This window comes from Xylophilus sp. PBN-3R, assembly GCF_057747805.1.
In genome coordinates, this window is the sequence record NZ_CM173225.1 from 2,952,781 (window position 1) to 2,972,018 (window position 19,238).

Annotated in this window: 18 protein-coding genes and 1 pseudogene; 10 read left to right on the forward strand and 9 right to left on the reverse strand. The window is 67.7% G+C overall.

Features of this window, described 5'->3' with window-relative positions:
• Positions 1-22: 22 nt before the first annotated feature.
• A complete protein-coding gene (locus tag AC3ANW_RS14025; protein WP_488341458.1) occupies positions 23-1,648 on the reverse strand; it encodes a hypothetical protein in 1,626 nt (541 codons plus the stop codon).
• A gap of 186 nt (positions 1,649-1,834) precedes the next feature.
• Here AC3ANW_RS14025 and metG point away from each other — a divergent pair, with 186 nt between their 5' ends.
• Both metG and AC3ANW_RS14035 read left to right on the forward strand, forming a co-directional pair.
• On the forward strand, positions 1,835-3,898 hold the full coding sequence (gene metG, locus AC3ANW_RS14030) for a methionine--tRNA ligase (protein WP_488341459.1): 2,064 nt from the start codon (positions 1,835-1,837) through the stop codon (positions 3,896-3,898).
• A 33-nt stretch (positions 3,899-3,931) separates the two neighbouring features.
• Positions 3,932-4,147: a hypothetical protein gene (locus AC3ANW_RS14035; protein WP_488341460.1), complete on the forward strand. Its 216-nt coding sequence runs from the start codon at positions 3,932-3,934 to the stop codon at positions 4,145-4,147.
• A 2-nt stretch (positions 4,148-4,149) separates the two neighbouring features.
• Here AC3ANW_RS14035 and AC3ANW_RS14040 read toward each other — a convergent pair whose 3' ends face one another.
• A complete protein-coding gene (locus AC3ANW_RS14040) occupies positions 4,150-5,088 on the reverse strand; it encodes a hypothetical protein (protein ID WP_488341461.1) in 939 nt (312 codons plus the stop codon).
• 163 nt (positions 5,089-5,251) lie between these two features.
• Between AC3ANW_RS14040 and AC3ANW_RS14045 the strand changes: the two genes are divergently transcribed.
• Positions 5,252-5,458, forward strand: coding sequence for a DUF3460 family protein (locus AC3ANW_RS14045; protein WP_488341462.1), 207 nt, complete (start codon positions 5,252-5,254; stop codon positions 5,456-5,458).
• Positions 5,459-5,481: 23 nt separating this feature from the next.
• On the forward strand, positions 5,482-6,303 hold the full coding sequence (locus AC3ANW_RS14050; RefSeq protein ID WP_488341463.1) for a segregation and condensation protein A: 822 nt from the start codon (positions 5,482-5,484) through the stop codon (positions 6,301-6,303).
• A 13-nt stretch (positions 6,304-6,316) separates the two neighbouring features.
• Here AC3ANW_RS14050 and AC3ANW_RS14055 read toward each other — a convergent pair whose 3' ends face one another.
• Positions 6,317-7,309 carry a hypothetical protein gene (locus AC3ANW_RS14055; RefSeq protein ID WP_488341464.1) on the reverse strand — a complete coding sequence of 331 codons (993 nt, stop codon included), beginning with the start codon at positions 7,307-7,309 and terminating at the stop codon, positions 6,317-6,319.
• Between the two features lie 202 nt (positions 7,310-7,511).
• Between AC3ANW_RS14055 and panD the strand changes: the two genes are divergently transcribed.
• The 3 genes from panD to panC are packed head-to-tail and all read left to right on the forward strand — an operon-like array spanning position 7,512 to position 9,601.
• Positions 7,512-7,913, forward strand: a complete 402-nt coding sequence (panD, locus tag AC3ANW_RS14060; protein WP_488341465.1) for an aspartate 1-decarboxylase — start codon at positions 7,512-7,514, stop codon at positions 7,911-7,913.
• Complete coding sequence (gene panB / locus AC3ANW_RS14065) at positions 7,910-8,734, forward strand: 3-methyl-2-oxobutanoate hydroxymethyltransferase (protein WP_488341466.1); 825 nt, start codon at positions 7,910-7,912, stop codon at positions 8,732-8,734. Before panD ends, panB begins: the two co-directional genes overlap by 4 nt.
• Before the next feature lie 33 nt (positions 8,735-8,767).
• Positions 8,768-9,601: a pantoate--beta-alanine ligase gene (gene panC, locus AC3ANW_RS14070; protein ID WP_488341467.1), complete on the forward strand. Its 834-nt coding sequence runs from the start codon at positions 8,768-8,770 to the stop codon at positions 9,599-9,601.
• Here the strand turns inward: panC and AC3ANW_RS14075 are convergent.
• Entirely contained in the window at positions 9,598-9,861 is a 264-nt protein-coding gene (locus tag AC3ANW_RS14075; protein WP_488341468.1) for a YfhL family 4Fe-4S dicluster ferredoxin, read from the reverse strand. The two genes, panC and AC3ANW_RS14075, sit on opposite strands and share 4 nt — an antisense overlap.
• 74 nt (positions 9,862-9,935) lie before the next feature.
• Here AC3ANW_RS14075 and AC3ANW_RS14080 point away from each other — a divergent pair, with 74 nt between their 5' ends.
• The 3 genes from AC3ANW_RS14080 (at position 9,936) to AC3ANW_RS14090 (ending at position 14,220) form a co-directional block, all read left to right on the forward strand.
• The gene (locus AC3ANW_RS14080) at positions 9,936-10,883 is read left to right on the forward strand and encodes an ABC transporter permease (RefSeq protein ID WP_488341469.1); all 948 of its coding nucleotides are present in this window, start codon (positions 9,936-9,938) and stop codon (positions 10,881-10,883) included.
• Complete coding sequence (locus AC3ANW_RS14085) at positions 10,880-11,701, forward strand: ABC transporter permease (protein WP_488341470.1); 822 nt, start codon at positions 10,880-10,882, stop codon at positions 11,699-11,701. Before AC3ANW_RS14080 ends, AC3ANW_RS14085 begins: the two co-directional genes overlap by 4 nt.
• 101 nt (positions 11,702-11,802) lie before the next feature.
• On the forward strand, positions 11,803-14,220 hold the full coding sequence (locus AC3ANW_RS14090; protein ID WP_488341471.1) for a catalase: 2,418 nt from the start codon (positions 11,803-11,805) through the stop codon (positions 14,218-14,220).
• Between the two features lie 25 nt (positions 14,221-14,245).
• Here AC3ANW_RS14090 and AC3ANW_RS14095 read toward each other — a convergent pair.
• From AC3ANW_RS14095 to AC3ANW_RS14115, 5 genes and pseudogenes are all read right to left on the reverse strand, one after another.
• Positions 14,246-14,422, reverse strand: a pseudogene (locus AC3ANW_RS14095) (dihydrodipicolinate synthase family protein); the annotation flags it as partial.
• A 241-nt stretch (positions 14,423-14,663) separates the two neighbouring features.
• Positions 14,664-16,061 (reverse strand): amidase, encoded by a 1,398-nt coding sequence (locus tag AC3ANW_RS14100; protein WP_488341472.1) that lies wholly within the window; start codon positions 16,059-16,061, stop codon positions 14,664-14,666.
• A complete protein-coding gene (locus tag AC3ANW_RS14105) occupies positions 16,058-16,804 on the reverse strand; it encodes an aspartate/glutamate racemase family protein (RefSeq protein WP_488341473.1) in 747 nt (248 codons plus the stop codon). Before AC3ANW_RS14105 ends, AC3ANW_RS14100 begins: the two co-directional genes overlap by 4 nt.
• Entirely contained in the window at positions 16,801-17,718 is a 918-nt protein-coding gene (locus tag AC3ANW_RS14110) for a polysaccharide deacetylase family protein (protein ID WP_488341474.1), read from the reverse strand. The genes AC3ANW_RS14105 and AC3ANW_RS14110 overlap by 4 nt, the downstream gene beginning before the upstream one ends.
• Positions 17,715-19,223 (reverse strand): amidohydrolase family protein, encoded by a 1,509-nt coding sequence (locus tag AC3ANW_RS14115; protein WP_488341475.1) that lies wholly within the window; start codon positions 19,221-19,223, stop codon positions 17,715-17,717. Before AC3ANW_RS14115 ends, AC3ANW_RS14110 begins: the two co-directional genes overlap by 4 nt.
• Between the last annotated feature and the right edge of the window lie 15 nt (positions 19,224-19,238).

Consider the following 19,238-nt stretch of genomic DNA (forward strand, 5'->3'; position numbering starts at 1 on the left):
CCGGCCGGTTCCACAGGCCGATTCAGTCCGGCGACACGCTGCGCCGCCGCAGCGTGTCGCCGGATGGCGGCGGTGATCCGTCGCGCAGAGCCGCCACCGCGGCCTGCAGACCGGTCATGCCGGCCCGGAAGGCGCGTGCGTCGAGGCGCGGCCCGATGGCGTTGGCCGCCGCCGCGGCACAGCCGGACATCACCATCATCAGCAGCGTGCTGATCATGGCCCGCATCGCGTTTTCGTCGGCACGCACCGGCAGGGCCGCCGCCGAGGCGGCCTCGCTGCCGCCCCGCAGCACCTGCGCGCCGGTATTGGCGGCCACCTGGGTCAGCAGGCCGACCCCTGGCGGCACCGCATTCTGGGCGGCCAGCAGCAGACCGATCATCGGCGCCACGGTGGCCGTCAGCACCAGGTAGGTCGACGGCGCGACCGCCGCCCGGCCCAGGCCCTCGGCCAGGTTCCGCAGCGCCCCCGCCAGGTCGGCCGTCGAGAACGAGCGCTGCATGCGCTCCAGCAGCCGACCGAGATCGGGCTGCGACAACAGGCGCCGAGCGTGCAATTGCGGCTCGTCCAGCACCAGGTAACGCATCCAGGCGCCGAGTGCGCCGCCCATCAGGCCACCGGTGATGTCCAGCGTCATGTCGATCTGGCCGCGGCGCGCGCGGGGGATGCCGTCGGGCGCGACCGCTGCCATCACCGTCGAGGCCAGCACCACCCGCAACAGGAAATTCTTCATGAAATTGGCGCTGGCGCCGATGCTGCCCACCCGCAGCAGATGGTGCGATCCGCGGGGCACGATGCCGCCGTGGCGCAGGCCGGCGGCCACGCTGTCCATGCCGGCGGTGCCCAGCATGTCGAACATGCCCAGCATCAGGCCCGCGATATAACCGAAACCGAAGGCCGGCAGGAAACCCCGGTTCAGCAGCCGCGGCGCCAGCAGCGGCGCGAGCAGGTTGTTGAACAGCAGGAAACCCAGTCCGTAGCCCAGCTGGCCGATGCCTGCACACGCCATGTCCATCCGAAGGTCATGGCGCCAGGCGTCTGCCAGCAAGGCATGCAGCCGGGTCGGCGTGTCGATGCCGTGTGCCACCAGCAACACGGCCGTGCAGCGCAGCATTTCGTGGTCGGCAGGGGTCTGCACGTCGTCCCGCAACGGCCCCGACAGCAGGTGCCGGTAGACCAGCTGCTGGGTGGGTGTCAACGCGGGTGTGGGCGTGGGCGTGGATGCCGGTGCGGCCGCATCGGCCACGGTTTGTTCGTCGCCCGCAGCCAGGGCGGTGGCCGGCAGCAAGGCCTCGATTTCCGCCTGGGCGTGATCCAGTTCGGCATCCAGCGCCAACCGCGTATCAGGCCGTTCGAAAGCCTGCACCACTTGGTCGAGCCGCTGCTCCAGCCGTGCCAGGAAACTGGCTCGCAGGCGCTGCGGATCGTCCCGCGGGAAACGCAGCAACAGGCGGTCTATCTCTTCCTCGACGAAGCGCTGCATTTCGCCGCTGCCGGCCGCGAAATGCTGGGATCCGGCCGTCTCGCGCACCGGTGGCTCGGACAGTGGCGGCGGATCGGGTCGTTCTTCCGCGATATCCGCGAGTGACGACCGGCGACTTAGGCTTGGCGGCGTGGTGTTGACGGTCGGTCTGAAGGTGCTGTTGTACATGGCGGGCCCGGATGAACCGAACAGGAATTCCGTTCGTCGCCGGCATGCTCCGACGGCCTGCCGCCTGTGCCGGGCAGCGGGCCGAAGGGTCTCCTTGCCGAACGAAGCGCGCAAGCTGGCGCCAGGCCACTTAAAATTGCCGGTTCGCCCGGCGCCTGCCGGGTACTGCCCGGCCAGAACCACCAGATGACCTCTCCCCGCAAGCTCTTCGTCACCACCGCCCTGCCGTACGCCAACGGCAAGTTCCACATCGGCCACATCATGGAATACATCCAGGCCGACATCTGGGTGCGTTTCCAGCGCATGCGGGGCGCACAGGTCGATTTCGTGTGCGCCGACGACGCCCACGGTGCCGCCATCACCATCGCTGCCGACAAGGCCGGCATCACGCCGCAGGCCTTCGTCGCCGAGATCGCCGCCGGCCGCAAGCCCTACCTCGACGGTTTTCACATCGCATTCGACAACTGGCATTCGACCGACGGCCCCGAAAACCACCTGCTGGCGCAGGACATCTACCGCGACCTGCGCGCCGCCGGCCTGATCGAGACCCGCAGCGTCGAACAGTTCTACGACCCCGAAAAGGGCATGTTCCTGGCCGACCGTTTCATCAAGGGCGAATGCCCCAACTGCCATGCCAGGGACCAGTACGGCGACAATTGCGAGGTGTGCGGCGCGGTATATGCGCCCACCGAACTGATCAATCCGTATTCGGCGCTGTCGGGGGCCAGGCCGGTGCTGAAGAGTTCGGACCACTTCTTCTTCAAGCTGTCCGACCCGCGTTGCGAGGCCTTCCTGAAGGAATGGACAGTGGCTCCCGGCCATGTGCAGCCCGAGGTGCAGAACAAGATCCGCGAATGGCTCTACAAGGACGACGAAGGCAAGGGCGGCCTGGGCGACTGGGACATCAGCCGCGACGCGCCCTACTTCGGCATCGAGATCCCCGACGCGCCCGGCAAATATTTCTACGTGTGGCTCGATGCGCCGGTCGGCTACCTGGCCTCGCTGAAGAACCTGCTCGACAGGCAGGGCCGCGACTACGCCGCCTACATGGCGCAGCCGGGCCTGGAGCAGGTGCATTTCATCGGCAAGGACATCATCACCTTCCACACGCTGTTCTGGCCGGCCATGCTGCATTTCAGCGGCCGCAAGTCACCCGACGCCATCTACGTGCACGGCCACCTGACCGTCAACAACGAGAAGATGAGCAAGAGCCGCGGCACCGGCATCGACCCGCTCAGGTATTTGTCGCTCGGCCTGTCGCCCGAACACCTGCGTTACTACCTGGCGGCCAAGCTGAGCGGCCGCAACGAAGACATCGACTTCAACCCCGAGGACTTCGTGGCCCGGGTCAACAGCGACCTGGTCGGCAAGTTCATCAACATCGCCAGCCGCGCCGCGGGGTTCCTGACCAAACGTTTCGAAGGCCGTCTGAGCGCGCTGCGCGACGTCGATGCCGGCCTGCTGGAACAACTGCAGGCCAAGGCCGAAGAGATCGCTTCGCTCTACGAACAGCGCGACACCGCCCGCGCCCTGCGCGAAACCATGGCGCTGGCCGACAAGGTCAATGAGTACGTCGACGCCAACAAACCCTGGGAACTCGCCAAGCAGGAAGGCATGGAAACCCGCCTGCAGGACGTCTGCAGCACCTGCATCGAAGCCTTCCGCCTGCTGGCCGTCTACCTCAAGCCGGTGCTGCCGGCGCTGGCGGCACAGGTCGAGGTTTTCCTCAAGGTCGAGCCGCTGCTGTTCGCCGATGCCGCACGCCTGCTGGGCGCCGGCCACACCATCGGCGTGTACCAGCATCTGATGCAGCGGGTCGATCCCAAGCTGCTCGCGGGCCTGTTCGATGCACCGGCTCCGGTGGCCGAAGCCGTGGCCGAAACCCTGCCCGGGGGTGAAGCCATCGCACCGGTGATCGGCATCGACGACTTCGCGAAGATCGACCTGCGCATCGCCCGCATCGACGCCTGCGAAGCGGTGGAGGGTTCCACCAAACTGCTTCGCCTCACGCTCGACGTGGGCGAAGGCCGGCAGCGCAATGTCTTCAGCGGCATCGCCGCCGTCTACCAACCCGGGCAACTGGTCGGCAAGCTGACGGTCGTGGTCGCCAACCTGGCGCCCCGCAAGATGAAGTTCGGCATCAGCGAAGGAATGGTCCTGGCTGCCAGCCATGCCGACGGCAAGGCCCATCCCGGCATCCACATCCTGGAACCGTGGCCGGGCGCCACGCCGGGAATGCGCATCGGCTGACGACTGCAACACACGACCGGAATCCCACGACCCATGAACCGCCTGAAGACAATCGCCACCCTCGCCGCCCTGTCGGTCGCCAGCCTCGGCGGCTGCGCAGTTGTCGCGGTCGCCGACGCCACCGTCTCGGTGGCCAGCGCCGCGGTGGGAGCCACCGCCAGCGTGGCCGGCCTGGCGGTGGACGCCACGGTCGGCACCGTCAGGCTGGCCGGCAAGGCCGTGTCGGCGGTGATTCCGGGAAGCGACTGAATTCAGCGAGGCAGATGCCCCAGGAAGCGGTGCTGCAGATAGGCTCGCCGCGACGCGGAAACCCCTGTGGTGGCGGGCGAATGCACCAGCGAATCCACTTCGTCGTATAGCTGCCGCAGATCCGTCGCCAGCCCGCCGCTGCGTTTGCCGAAGAATTCGGCCAGCGTCCATTCGGCATGCCGGCCACCGTTGTCCAGCGGCAACATCGGCAGCACATCGGACCGATAGACGGCCTGCCGCTCCCGAGTGGCGGCCAGCCAGCCGGCCAGCGGCAACAGGTCGGCCACCTGCAACTGGCCGTCCCCCGTGTCATCGCCGCGCTGCTCGAAGGCCTCCATGGTCTCCAGCACCCGCGCGCCCAGGTCGACGCAGCGTGACATCAGCAGGAATCGCATCGCGAACACCATGCAGCCGCGCCCTTCCATGCCCTGGGTCACCGGCGTGACATAGACCTGCCGGGCGAAAGACTTCTGCAAGGCCCGCCTCACGCTCCCCATGCAGGGGCCGGCGCTGTCAACCATCAGGCAGCGCGGCGTGCCGTCGCGACTGCGGCCTACGGCCAGCACGAAAGTGTGCAAGCCGCGGCTGGTGCCTGCCAGCAGAAAACCGCATTCTCCCGGCGCCATGCCGTCGCACCAGGCACGCACTTCGGCGGCTTTCGCCTTGTGCGCCTGGAACACCACGGTTCCGACATCCAGCCGGTACTTGGCCCGGTAGATGGCGAGCATGGTGTTCACCGTGCTGCCACAGAGCGCATCTGCAGGACGCGCGCAGGCCGGCACGCTGAAAGACAGGTCGACGCACGGTGGACCTCCCACGCCCGGCGGTTCGTCGGGTGTCTCGTCGACAGGCCGATGCGGGCCGGGCGCGGTGGCGTCTTCGATGGTTGTCGCCGGCCAGGTGACGAATGTGTGTTCCGAGACAGGAAAGCCGAATGCCATGGCGATCTCCGATGAAGTTGGAAAGCCCAATATCGGCGGCGGAATCCTCCCCGATACGGCCCTTGCCGCCGCATTGCGTGGCGCTGCGAAACCGGCAGGCCGCCGACGCCCGTAAAATCGGCGTTTCGCCTCCGATTTCGACCGTCCCCAACAGGTTCGCCCCATGTCCATCTTCGCCCGCAAGCACTACACCTCCGACGCCACCGACTTCCTCAACAAGCTGAAGGAAGACAACCCGCAGATGGACGCCGGACAACGTGCAGGCCGCGCCCTGCTGTGGGACAAGAAAGTCGACCGCGACGCCTGGTCCGACTACGACGCAGGCGAAGTGAAACAGAAGCCCTACGTCTACCAGACGGACGCCAGCTAAACCGCACTGCGCACTGCGCCCGCATGGACGACATTGCCGGCCTGGCTCCGTCTCCCGAGGTCGTCGACCAGGTCGCGCTGGCGCGTTTGTACGGCGAACCGCTGTTCGCCATGCCGCAGGACCTGTACATCCCGCCAGATGCGCTCGAGGTTTTCCTCGAAGCCTTCGAAGGTCCGCTGGACTTGCTGCTCTACCTGATCCGCAAACAGAACTTCAACATCCTCGACATCCCGATGGCGGCATTGACCCGCCAGTACCTGTCGTACGTGGACGAGATCCGCAGCCGCAACCTCGAGCTGGCAGCCGAATACCTGCTGATGGCGGCGATGCTGATCGAGATCAAGTCACGCATGCTGCTGCCGCCCAAGAAGGCCGACCCCGGCGCCGAGCCGGAAGACCCGCGGGCGGAACTGGTGCGGCGCCTGCTCGAATACGAGCAGATGAAACTGGCGGCCGCCAAACTCAACGCGCTGCCGCAGTTCGGCCGCGACTTCCTGCGGGCCCAGGTGGTCATCGAGCAGAGCCTGCACCCCCGTTTCCCGGACGTCCACGTGGTCGACCTGCAGGAAGCCTGGCGCGACATCCTGCAGCGGGCCCGGCTGGTGCAGCACCACACCATCACCCGCGAGGAACTCAGCGTGCGCGAGTACATGAGTTATGTGCTGCGCGGCTTGCAGGGGCGGCGTTTCGTGCCGTTCGAAGAGTTGTTCCAGCCCGAGAAAGGCGCCACCGTGCTGGTGGTGACCTTCATCGCATTGCTCGAGCTGGCAAAGGAAACCCTGATCGAGATCACCCAGGCCGAAGCCTTCGCACCCATCTACGTCCGCCTGGCGTATTCGGCATGAACCTCGGCCCGGTTCAACGTCCACGCGTCTGGCGCGTCAGGTAATCGAGGGCAAAACGCCGGATCACTTCCCGGTGCCGCGCCGCCATGTGGTCCGTGGCGTCCTGGATGGTGACGGCGATGCTCTGGCCATGCTTGCGGTTCTGCGGCGCATGCAGTGGCCGATCGGGAAAGTTTCCGTTGACCACCCGGGCAATGGCGATGCCGAGCGCCGAGATATCCGGCCCGCGTTGCCGTTGCCGGCCGTCGGCCGCGTCAAGCGCACGGTCGATGGCCCGGCGTATCTGCGCCTGGCCTTCCTCGTCGATCACATAGGGTTGCGCCGCCTCTGCCGCGGCGGCGGCTGCCGCCACCACTGCCGGAGGCTGCCGGTCGACCGGAGCCGCGAGTTCGTATCGGCGCGGTTCGCGGCGACGCAAGGCCGGAGGGGGAGCCTGGGGAGCATCCGGTGCGGATGCAGTCTGCGGCGGAAATGGGAGGTGCAGCGGCAGCGGGACGAGCGGGGGATCGGGCAAGGCGGTTGGCGGTCGATTCAGGCAGCCGGCAGCCGCCTGCTGCTGACGTATCCGCCGGTGCCTGGCGATGTCCTTCTGCAGCCGGATCGCGTCGTCGCGCAACTGGTCGAACTCTTCGTGGACGTCGTCCCGTTCGTACACCTCGAAAAGCCGGAGCTTGAGCGCTTCGACTGCCGATTGCAGCAGGTTCAGCCGTCGCTGGATGCTGCTGCTGTCGGGCACCCGGGCCGGCAGCTCGCCGCACTGGCGTATGAGCAGGGTGTAGGCGACGTCCAACCGCCTGTGGCTCGACGACCGGAAGCCGGCGTAGTCCCAGATGCGTTCGCACAGGCTGGACTTGCATCGGGGATGACGGCTGGGAAGCCGGTCCAGCATGGTCTCGCCGTCGGGCGGCGCCAGCGTGGTTTCGGACTCCGCCGTCGGCGGCGGATCGTAGGCGGCGGAAAGACTGGCCACGCGCACCGAGCGGGCCATCAGCGGAATCAGGGACATGGGAATAACCTCGTTTCAGAGCCCGACCAGGCACTGTGTCCCCGAGGGAGCCGGGGTTCGGCCGAAGTCTCCGGCCTTGCCGGGCCAGCATCACCCTTGCGGCACGAAGCATGGTCCGGACGCACGAAGCCAGGCCGGTGCTACAGTTCCGCGCCCCGCGAACGGCGGCGCTGGCACCCGAGAAACCTGGAGAGACAAAACCATGTATCGCACCCTGCTCAAGTCCAAGATCCACCGCGTCGCCGTAACCGATTGCGAACTGCACTACGAGGGTTCCTGCGCCATCGACGAAGACCTGCTGGACGCAGCCGACCTGGCCGAGAACGAGCAGGTGCACATCTGGAACATCAACAACGGCGAGCGTTTCATCACCTACGCCATCCGCGGGCAGCGCGGCACGGGAATGATTTCGGTCAACGGCTCGGCGGCGCGCCGTGCGGCGGTGGGCGACCTGCTGATCATTGCGTCCTTCGCCCAGGTCGAGGAAGCCCGGGTCAAAGGTTTCGCGCCCAGGCTGGTGTTCGTCGACCAGGCCAACCGCATTCAGGAAAAGCGCACACACATTCCGGTCCAGCTGGCCGCTCCGGTCGACTATCCGGCATGAATGCCCGACGCAAGGCGGTCACCCTGCCGGGCCTGGCCGAACAACACCGGCGCGGCGACAAGATCACTATGCTGACCGCCTACGACGCCACCTTCGCGGCGGCTGCCGATGCGGCCGGCATCGATTGCCTGCTGGTGGGCGACTCGCTCGGCATGGTGTGCCAGGGCCGCTCGGCCACTACCGGCGTTTCGCTGGAAGCCATGCGATACCACACCGACTGCGTGGCGCAGGGCCTTCAGCGTGCACAGGGTGCCGCTCTCATCGTCTCCGACCTGCCCTTCGGCAGCTACCGGCAGTCTTGCGAGCAGGCCATGGCGAGCGCCACCGTGCTGATGCAGGCCGGCGCGCACATGGTGAAACTCGAAGGCGGCGGCTGGACCACCGACATCGTGCGGTTCCTGGTCGAACGCGGCGTGCCGGTGTGCGCCCACCTGGGCCTGACGCCGCAGACCGTGCATGCGCTCGGCGGCTATCGGGTGCAGGGCCGCGACGACGCGGGTGCCGCACGGCTGCGGGCCGAAGCGCTAGGGCTGCAGGATGCCGGTGCCGCCATGGTCGTGTTCGAGATGGTGCCCGCCGCACTGGCCGCCTCCCTGACCACCGAACTGCCGCGCTGCCCGACCATCGGCATCGGTGCCGGCCGCGACACCGCCGGCCAGGTGCTGGTGATGCACGACATGCTGGGCCTGAACCTCGGACGCATGGCGAAGTTCGTGCGCAACTTCATGGACGGCGCCACCGGCATCGAGGACGCCATGAGCCGCTACGTGGCGGCCGTGCGCGACGGCAGTTTCCCGGATAACCGGCAGCACGCCTGGTAAGCCTTTCAACCGAATCCAGAAGAAAAAGAAACCATGCAGATCGCCCATTCCGTTTCCGACCTGCGCGCCCTGCTTGCGCCCTACCGCAGCCCGGCCCTGGTCGCCACCATGGGCAACCTGCACGACGGCCACCTGGCGCTGCTGGCCGCCGCCCGCGAACTGGGCGATGTGAGTGTGGCCAGCATTTTCGTGAACCGGCTGCAGTTTCTGCCGCATGAAGACTTCGATAGCTATCCGCGGACCTGGGAATCCGACTGCGCCCGGCTGGAAGCCGGTGGTTGCGACGTTCTGTTCGCGCCGCGCGAGGCCGACCTGTACCCGCAGCCGCAGACCTATCGTGTGTCACCCGACCCGGCGCTGGCAGACATCCTCGAAGGCCGCTTCCGGCCGGGTTTCTTCAGCGGCGTATGCACCGTGGTGCTCAAGCTCTTCAACTGCGTGCAGCCGCGTTTTGCGATGTTCGGCCAGAAGGACTACCAGCAGCTGATGGTGGTGCGGCAGATGGTGCGGCAACTGGCGTTGCCGGTGGAGATCGTCGCCGGCCGGACCGAACGAGCGGCCGACGGCCTGGCGCTGTCGTCGCGCAACGGTTATCTGAATGCGGAGGCGCGCGCCGAGGCGGTGCAACTGCCGACCACGCTGCGGGCGCTGGCCGCCGCGGTGCTGGCCGGCCGGCGCGACCTGGCCGCGCTGGAAGCCGAGGCCGCGCAGGCGCTGTCGACCCGTGGCTGGGCGCCGGACTACCTGACGGTGCGCCGCCGCAGCGACCTGCTGCCGCCGCAGGACGAAGCCGACTGGCATTCGCTGGTGGTGCTGGGTGCCGCGCGCCTGGGCAGCACCCGACTCATCGACAACCTCGAATTCTAGGTAGCCGACGCGGGCGCCCGGGTCAGAAAGATGTACTTGGCATACAGGCTGTCGTGGTTCTCGACATGCGCCGGGTTGCCCGGAATGCAGGCTACCGGACAGATCTGCACGCACTGCGGTTCGTCGAAATGACCGACGCATTCGGTGCAGCGATGGGGATCGATTTCATAGATCAGTTCGCCCGCCGAGATCGCGTCGTTGGGACACTCGGGTTCGCACACATCGCAGTTGATGCATTCGTCGGTAATCATCAGGGCCATGGGCGGATTATCCCGGAGCGGGCCGAAGCCCGGAATCACCCTGGCGGCAACAGGCCCGACACCATAATTCCGCGATGACCGGTTTTTTCCTCAAACGCCTGCTGGGCCTGCTGGCCACCCTGGCCGCCATGTCGGCCCTGGTGTTCCTGGCGCTGGACATATTGCCCGGCAATGCCGCCGAGATGGCGCTGGGCGCCGACGCCTCGCCCGAGGCGGTGCGTGCGCTGGCCCTGCAACTGGGCCTGGACCAACCGGCCTGGACGCGTTACCTGCACTGGATCCAGGCACTGGCACAGGGCGACATGGGCACCAGCAGCAGCTACGGCGTGCCGGTGGCCGAACTCATCGCCGAACGCCTGCAGCTGACCCTGCCGCTGGCGCTGGCCGCCATGCTGCTGACCTGCGTGGCGGCGCTGCTGGTCGGCGTGACCGCGGCCGCCCGCCACCGCACCGCCACCGACACCGCCCTCATGGCCGCCGCGCAGGTAGGCGTGGCGGTGCCCAATTTCTGGTTCGCGATCTTGCTGGTGCTGTTGTTCGCGGTGAAGCTGCACTGGTTCTCGGCGGGCGGCTTCGACGGCTGGAGCGAGGGTTTCGGCGAGGGACTGAAGGCGCTGGTGCTGCCAGCCGTCGCCCTGGCCGCGGTGCAGGCCGCCATCCTCGCCCGCATTACCCGTTCGGCCGTGCTGGAAACGCTGCGTGAAGACTATGTGCGCACCGCCCGCGCCAAGGGTCTGTCGGAGGCCGCCATCCTCTGGAAACACGTGCTGCGCAACGCCGCCATCCCGGTGCTGACCGTCATGGGCCTGCAGTTCGCCGAACTGCTGGCCGGCACCATCGTGGTCGAGAACGTGTTCAACCTGCCGGGCCTGGGCCGCCTGGTGTTCCAGGCCATCGGCAACCGCGACCTGCCGGTGGTGCGCGGCTGCGTCATGCTGTTCGCGGTGATGGTGGTAGTGGTCAATTTCGGGGTCGACGTGCTGTATGCCGCCATCGACCCCCGGCTGCGGAGACGCAATTGAAACGACATGCAGGTTTGTGGATCGGCAGCGTGCTGGTGCTGCTGTTGCTGGCCGCCGCCGGGCTGTCGTATTTCTGGACGCCGTGGCCGCCCTTCGAAATGGCCCTGCCCGACCGGCTGCAGCCGCCGTCGTGGTCGCACTGGCTGGGCACCGATGCCTATGGGCGCGATCTCGCGTCGCAGCTGCTGCTGGGCGCACGGGCATCCATAGCGGTCGGTGTGGTGGCCGTGGCCATCGGCATGCTGGCCGGCACCGCCCTGGGTCTGCTGGCCGCGGCGCGGCGCGGCTGGGTCGAAGACCTGCTGATGCGCCTGACCGACCTGGGCCTGGCTTTCCCGGCCATTCTCACGGCCATCGTGCTGGCCGCCGTGTACGGGCCGGGCATCGGCAACGCCATGCTGGCCATCGGTCTCTACAACGTACCTTCGTTCGCACGGCTGGCACGCGGCGCGGCCAACGCGGTGTGGTCGCGCGACTTCGTGCGGGCAGCACGGGCCACCGGTCGCGGCCGCTGGGCCATCACCTGGTGGCACGTGCTGCCCAATGTGCTGCCGCTGCTGGTGGTGCAGGCCACGGTGCGTTTCGGCATCGCCATCCTCGCCGAGGCAGCGCTCTCCTATCTGGGCCTGGGCACCCAGCCGCCGCAGCCCAGCTGGGGCCGTCTTTTGAGCGAGGCGCAGACCCTGATGGCGCAGGCGCCGTGGCTTGCGGTTTTCCCGGGCTGCGCCATAGCGCTGGCGGTGCTGGGCGTCAACCTGCTGGGCGACGGGCTGCGCGACTGGCTCGATCCGCGCCGCGACCGCTCGCCTGAGTTGTAACCAGCAATTGGTTGCAATGGCGCGCGGAACCGGCCGTGCAATGGGTGTCACCGACCGTCGCAACGACGGCGGTCGCCCATCCCACACAACCGGTTTCCACGATGACAACACCTTCGAAGAGCAAAAGCGCGCCCGCCAAAAACGCGGCCGCGACCGTCGGCACCCAGGCCGCTGCACGCAACACGGCCAGCCGTCCGGCCCACGGAGGCGATCCGGGCGGTGACCTGCTCGCCCAGCAGGCAGCCGACACCAACGCCCTCGTTGCGTCCATGCCTTCCAACCCGCTCAAGCTGGCCGATGCGGGCGAGGCCGATGCAGCCGCGCCCCAGCCCGGCGCAACTTCCGAGCCGGCTTCCCCCGCCGTGACCGCAAGCACCCTGACCGAGACCAATGTTTCGGCCAAGACCGGATCCGGAGCGCCCATCGGCGGCAACGCACTCGCCGGATCGCTCGACCGGGTGCGGGTCGACAGCGGCGGCCAGGTGCTGACCACCAACCAGGGCGTGCCGATCGGCGACAACCAGAACTCGCTGAAGGCCGGCTTGCGCGGCCCTACGCTGCTGGAAGACTTCATCCTGCGCGAGAAGATCACCAACTTCGACCACGAACGCATTCCGGAACGCATCGTCCACGCTCGAGGTTCCGCCGCCCACGGTTTCTTCGAGGCCTATGAAGACCTGACCGACCTGACCCGAGCCGCACCGTTCCAGAAAAAGGGCAAGGTCACGCCGGTGTTCGTGCGTTTTTCGACCGTGGCCGGCGAACGCGGCTCGGTGGATACCGCCCGCGACGTGCGCGGTTTCGCGGTCAAGTTCTATACCGACGAAGGCAACTGGGACCTGGTCGGCAACAACATCCCGGTGTTCTTCATCCAGGACGCGATGAAGTTCCCCGACCTGATCCACGCGGTCAAGCCCGAGCCGCACCACGGCATGCCGCAGGCCGGCAGCGCCCACGACACCTTCTACGACTTCGTGTCGCTCAGCCCGGAGTCGACCCACATGCTGCTGTGGGCCATGAGCGACCGAACACTGCCGCGCAGTTTCAGCATGATGGAAGGCTTCGGTGTGCACAGCTTCCGGCTGGTCAATGCGCAGGGCGAGAGCGTGTTCGTCAAATTCCACTGGAAGCCCCGCGCCGGCACGCATTCGCTCGTCTGGGACGAGTCCGCCAAGATCCAGGGCGCCGACAACGACTTCCACCGCCGCGACCTTTGGGAATCCATCGAGGCCGGCAACTACCCCGAATGGGATCTTGGCATCCAGGTGTTCACCGAGGAAATGGCTGAGAACTGGAGCTTCGACATCCTCGACTCGACCAAACTCATCCCCGAGGAACTGGTGCCGGTGAAACTCATCGGCCGCATGGTGCTGGACCGCAATCCGGACAACTTCTTCGCCGAAACCGAGCAGGTCGCGTTTTGCACCGCCCATGTCATCCCCGGCATCGACTTCAGCAACGACCCGCTGCTGGCAGGCCGCATCCACTCGTACAAGGACACCCAGATCACCCGCCTGGGCGGTGCCAACTTCCACGAGATCCCGATCAACTCGCCGGTGGTGCCGGTGCACAACGGCCAGCGCGACGGCATCAAGCGGCAGGCGATCCACCGCGGCCGGGTGGCTTACGACCCCAACTCGCTGGCCGGTGGCTATCCCGCACAGGCCGGCGCCGCTGGTTTCGTGTCCTTCCCGGCGCCCGAGCAGGGTGACAAGCTGCGCGGCAAACCCGAACGTTTCGCCGAGCATTACCAGCAGGCCACCCTGTTCTGGGAAAGCCAGACCGACTGGGAAAAGGCGCACATCGTCGGCGGCTTCCGCTTCGAGCTTTCGAAAGTCACCGTGCCCGCCATCCGCGAACGGATGGTGGCCAGCCTGGTCAATGTCTCGACCGAACTGGCGCAGCGCATCGCCGACGGCCTGGGCATGGACCTGCCCGCCGCCCTGCCCCGCGCCATCGACGCGCCGCAAGCGCCCGAGGTGACCAAATCCGCCGCGCTTTCGCTGACGCACCTCCCCGGAGACGGCGGCATCAAGGGCCGCAAGATCGCGCTGCTGGCCGCCGACGGCGTGGACGGCGATGCGCTGGCCGCACTGCAATCCGCCTTGTTCGCACAGGGTGCCGTGCCGCGTATCGTCGGCCCGCGCCTGGGTAGCATCCAGACGATGCAGGGCAAGAAGATCGAGGCCGACGCCTCCATGGAAAACACCCCTCCGGTGGTGTTCGACGCGGTGGTGCTGCCCGACGGCCAGGGTGCGGTGGACCTGCTGATGAAAATCGGCAACACCAGCGAATTCGTGGTCAACACTTATCGCCACTGCAAGACGCTGCTGGTGCTGGGTGCGTCGAGCGCCATCACCGAGAAGATCGGCGTGCCGACCACACTGGAGGACGGCAGCGCCGACCCCGGACTGCTCTATGCCGACGGCGCCAAGGCCGCGGATGTTGCCGCTGCCTTCATCGCAGCCATCGCCCTGCACCGCCACACCGCACGCGATCAGGATCCGCCGCGCATCTGATGCCGTCCCCGGGCAGGACCCGGGTTCAGCGCCACCGGCGCAGGACCAGCGGATCCAGCCGGCGGGCAGTGTCGAGCGAGCCCCGGCGCACTTCCGGGTGCATCGACGGCCAGGGGTGGCGCGGCTCTTCGCAGTCGATGATTTCCAGCCGCCTCATCAGCGCCTTGCAGGCCAGGCACCCGGCCTGCCGGGTCTCCTGGTCACCTGGTCACCGACCACCTCACCATCAGCAACCTGATCGCCCGAACGCAGATGGTGGCGGTGATCCCGCAGGCTGCGGTCAGCCGCTACGCACGGCACGGCCTGTTGCGCATCCTGCCGTGCCGCCTGCGTGCCGAACTGGCGTCGTACGGAACCATCGTGCCACGCGCCCGGCCGGCGGGTCTTGCAGGCTCGCGTTTCTGGAAATCCTGCACTTGCCGCGCACATGAAGGCTGGCAGCCTCAGCGCAAGGTCTGCAGCCGTTCGACCTCGCGGGCAAAAGCCATCACCCGCGCGTCTTCCATGCGCGGACCGACGACCTGCAGCCCGACCGGCAGTCCGTCCACCAGGCCGGCCGGCACCGAGCACGCCGGCACGCCGCAGTAGTTGAACAGGGGTGTGAAGGCAGCGTGGCCGCGCGGACCGGCAGGCAATCCGCCGATGACCGGCGGACCCAGCTGGTCTGCCGGCCAGGCGGTCACCGGGGTGGTCGGGCACAGCAGCAAGTCGTATGAATCGAAGAAGTTCGCCAGGCTCTGGCCGATCCTTTCCTTCAGCCGGACCGCCCTGGCGACCTGCGCCGGCGTGACCCGGGAGCCCGCTTCGATCTGCGCCACCAGGTCGGGGTCGATCTGGTCGCGGGCATCGGCCAGGCGGTCGCCATATAGGGCGAAAAGACCGGCCTGCTGCAGCACGATCAGCGGATATTCACGCACCGCATCCGGCCATGCCGGGTCGGCCCGCTCGACGGACCAGCCATCGGCCTGCAAGGCATCGACCTGCCGCGAGAGCTGTCGCATCACCGCCTCGTCGACCGCGAAATCGCAGCCCAGGCGCGGACTCCAGGCCAGCCGCAGGGTCGAACGCTCCAGCGGCGGCGCGGCCGAAACCTGCAGGCCCACCGCGATGGGCACGCCGGCCGGATCGTTGGCGTCGTAGGCCAGCAAACTGTCGAACACAAAGGCGCAGTCGGCCGCATTGCGCGCCAGGATGCCGACCACCGAAAGTCCGAAATTCGGCTCGGCAAAACCCCAGGGATGGGGGATGAGGCCGGAGCTGGCTTTCAGGCCGACCAGCCCGCAATGCGCAGCCGGACGCCGCGTCGAGCCGCCCGCATCGGTGCACAAGGCCAGCAGTCCCAGGCCGGCGGCAAGGCCTGACGCCGCGCCGCCGGACGATCCGCCGGGCGTCAGCGACAGGTCCAGCGGATGGCGGGTGGTGCCGTACAAGGGATTGCCGGTGATGCCCTTGCAGGCGAATTCCGAACAGTTGGTGATGCCCAGCATCACGCCGCCCAGCGCGCGGAGGCGGGCGACCGCCCAAGCGTCGCGCGGCGCGATGAAGTCCTCGAAAAGCCGCGAGCCCTGCGAGATGCGCCGGCCTTCGACCCACAGGTTGTCCTTCACCGTGAAAGGCACGCCGGCCAGCGGCAGGGTTTCGCCGGCGGCCAGCCGCCGGTCTACCGAGGCAGCTTCGGCCAGCACGCCTTCGGCATCGAATTGGACGATGGCGTTGAGCGGCGGGTTCAGCCGCTGTACCCGTTCGATGAAAAAACGGGCCACCTCGACCGCACTCGGTGTGCCGGAACCAACCCGCGCGGCCAGTTCCAGGGCGGTGTCCTGGTCGAGTGCGTCGTTCATCGCCTTTGTCCCATCAGGTTCGTCAGTTCTTTCGACACGCCGCGCACTTCGCGCGGGCCGGTGGCGCTCAGGCTGCCGACCGTGGCCTTGGGCAGCCGCAAGCCGACCATCGCCTGCGCCATGGCCACGGCGCAACCCACGCCGTCCAGCAGCGGCACCGGCACCGACGGCTGAAGCGATTCGGCCATCGACGCCATCGCCGCGCCGGCCAGCAGCACCGCTTCGGCACCGTCCCTCCGCACCAGCCGAAGCGCGCCTTCCAGCACCGCACGGCGAGTACCCTGCGGATCGGCCAGGCTGGCAGCCGGGTCGAGCGGCAGGCATTCGATGCCGGCCAGCCGGCCTGAAAAACCATAGCTGGCGACCAGCTCGCGGTACAGCGGTCCCATGCGGTCGCCATAGGTCAGCAGGCCGATGCGGCCGGCCACGGTGGCACCGCACAGCAGGCCGGCCTCGGTCATGCCGATCACCGGTATGTCGAGCATCTCGCGGCAGGCCCACAGGGCCGTGTCCAGCGATACCCCCAGCACCACCGCATCGCAGCCCGGTGCATGGCGGGCGACCAGTTCCAGCATGCCGTGCTGCGCCAGCGCGGCTTCGGCGCGCGAGCCGATCACCATCGGACCGAATTCGCCGGTGACCGCCAGCAGTCCGGTGCCCGGCGCGGCGCGTTGCCGGGCGGCGGCCAGCACCGCGTCGGTCACGCCCTGGGTGAGATTGGGGTTGGCCAGCAGCAGTTTCACGCGGTGCCTCCCACCGTCGTTCCGGGCGGCATGGCAGCCAGCCAGTGCCGCGCGATCTGCTCGCGGGTGGCGCACCACACGCCCTGCCGGCCGGCGATGTGGGCCAGCAGTTTCCGCAGTCCGCCGATGCGCCCGGGCCTGCCGATGATGCGGGTGTGCAGGCCGATAGACATCATGCGAGGCGTATGGCGCGACTCGGCCAGAAGGCATTCGAAGGCATCGATGGCGTAATCGGCGAAATCGTCAGCGCGCACGTAGGCGAAGTTGTCGAAGAACCGCATGTCGTTGGTGTCGAAGGCATAGGGCAGCACCAGGTGCGGTTTGCCGGCCACCGGCAGGTAATAGGGCAGGTCGTCGTTGTAGGCATCGCTGTCGTACAGGAAACCGCCGTGTTCGGCCAGCAGCCGCCGCGTGTTCAGCGAGGCGGAAGACTTGGTGTGCCAGCCGACCGGGGCGCGGCCGCTGAGCCGTGTCACCGTCGCCACCGTGCGGGCGATGCGCTGGCGCTCTTCGGCCTCGTCCATGCCGGCATGCGATTCCCAGCGCCAGCCGTGGCAGCAGATCTCGAAGCCCTGTTCCACTGCGTCGGCGGCGATCCAGGGTGTGGTTTCCAGCGCACGGCCGCAGGCGTTGAGGGTGAGCGGCATGCCGGCTTCCATCAGCATCCGCGTGATGCGCCAGTAACCTACGCGGGCGCCGTACTCGAACTGGCTTTCCATGCACAGGTCGGGCACACCGACGATCTCGTGGTTGACCTCGTGCCGGCCTTCGTTACGGTCGTCGCCCGCGCTCAGCGAGAACTCGGCGCCCTCCTCCACGTTGAGCACGAAGGACACGGCCAGGCCGGCACCACCGGGCCAGCGCAGTGCCGGGTAGTTCCATCGGTATCCGGAAAAATCGCGTTGATGAGTCATGGCAGGCGCGCGGTGTAGGTGTCGGCCGGAATGGCGGTGGCGAGCGATCGCCGGTAGATGGCCTCGACCGCTTCGAGAATGGGCGTGACCGACGCCTCGGCCTCGGCATAGCGCTCGCCCAGGCTGCGAAACTCGTTTTCGATTTCACGCAGCAGCGCGGCCTCGTCGATGCGTGTCAGGCGGCCGGCGCGGATCACCACTTCGCCTGCCACCATCGAGAAATCCAGGCCTGCACCGCGCTCGGCGTAGACCAGCTGTCGCAGCGGATCGTTGAGCGGTGCGAAGGTCACCGTGTCGGTGCGATAGGCCACCACGTCGGCGATGGCACCCACCCGCAAAGAGCCCAGCGATTCGCCGAAACCCAGCGCCCGTCCGCCTGCCAGCGTGCCCGCCTGCAGCGCTTCGCGCGCCGACAGCCAGCGGCCGAAGTCGTCGCCGCGCAGCTTGGATACCGCCGCCGCGCTGCCCAGCACGTTGAGCATGTTGACGGTGACGGTGGAGCACGAACCGTCGGAACCCAGGCTGACGTTGACCCCAGCATCCAGCAGTTCGCGCACCGGCTGCACACCCGAACCCAGCAGCAGGTTGCTCCAGGGGTTGTGCTGCGCGGTGGCGCCGTTGCGGGCCAGCGCGTCGATCTCGCGCGGGTTGAGCCACACCGCGTGGATCAGGCTGGTAGCGGGTTTCAGGAAACCGATCCGGTCCAGGTATTCGACCATCGGGCAGCCGTAGAACAGCTGCGCGGTGACCACCTGCATCCGGGTTTCCTGCACATGGGTGATGACCGGCAGCGCCAGGTCGTCGGCCAGCGCGCGCACCTGTTTCAGAAAGGGTTCGGTGCAGCGCTGCGGGGCCGATGCCGAAACCAGCACACCGATGCGGTTCGACTGCGGATGGTGGTTTTTCGCCAGTTCGCGGACCAGGCCCAGGCAGTCGTCCGGCGCCGGGCGCGGTGCTGCGCGGAGTTCGTTGGCCAGGCCGGGTGGAAAGTGGTTCTCGACGAAGGGGAAGTTGTCGACGATGGGTTTGTCCATCATGGCGAAACCCAGCAGCGACCGGATGCCCGCGTCTTCGTAGGCCTGCATCGCCGCGTCGATGTTCTCGCGCTGGACGGCACCGCCCAGCGCCATGTCGTCGACCAGCGTGGTGCAGCCGGTGCGCAGCGACTCGATGGCGCCGATCATGGTCCGCAGGTAGACCTGGCGCGGCGTCAGCGCCACCGGTATGCGGGTGCGCACCAGGTGCATCCAGAGTTCCAGCGGCAGGTTCTCGGTGCGGCCGCGCTGGAAATGTTCGTGGGAATGCTGGTGGCCGTTGACCAGGCCGGGCACCAGCAGGCGGTCGGCCAGGTCGACCTCCACATCGGCGCCGTGCAATGTGCCGGCGGGCGCGATGGCCGCGATGCGGTCGCCCTCCACCAGCACGTCGAGCGGCTGCGGGTCGAACGACAGCGTGTCGCCCAGCAGGGCCCGCGCATGGCGCAGCAGGGTTCGTTTCTTGCTCATCGGGAAGCTCCTGGA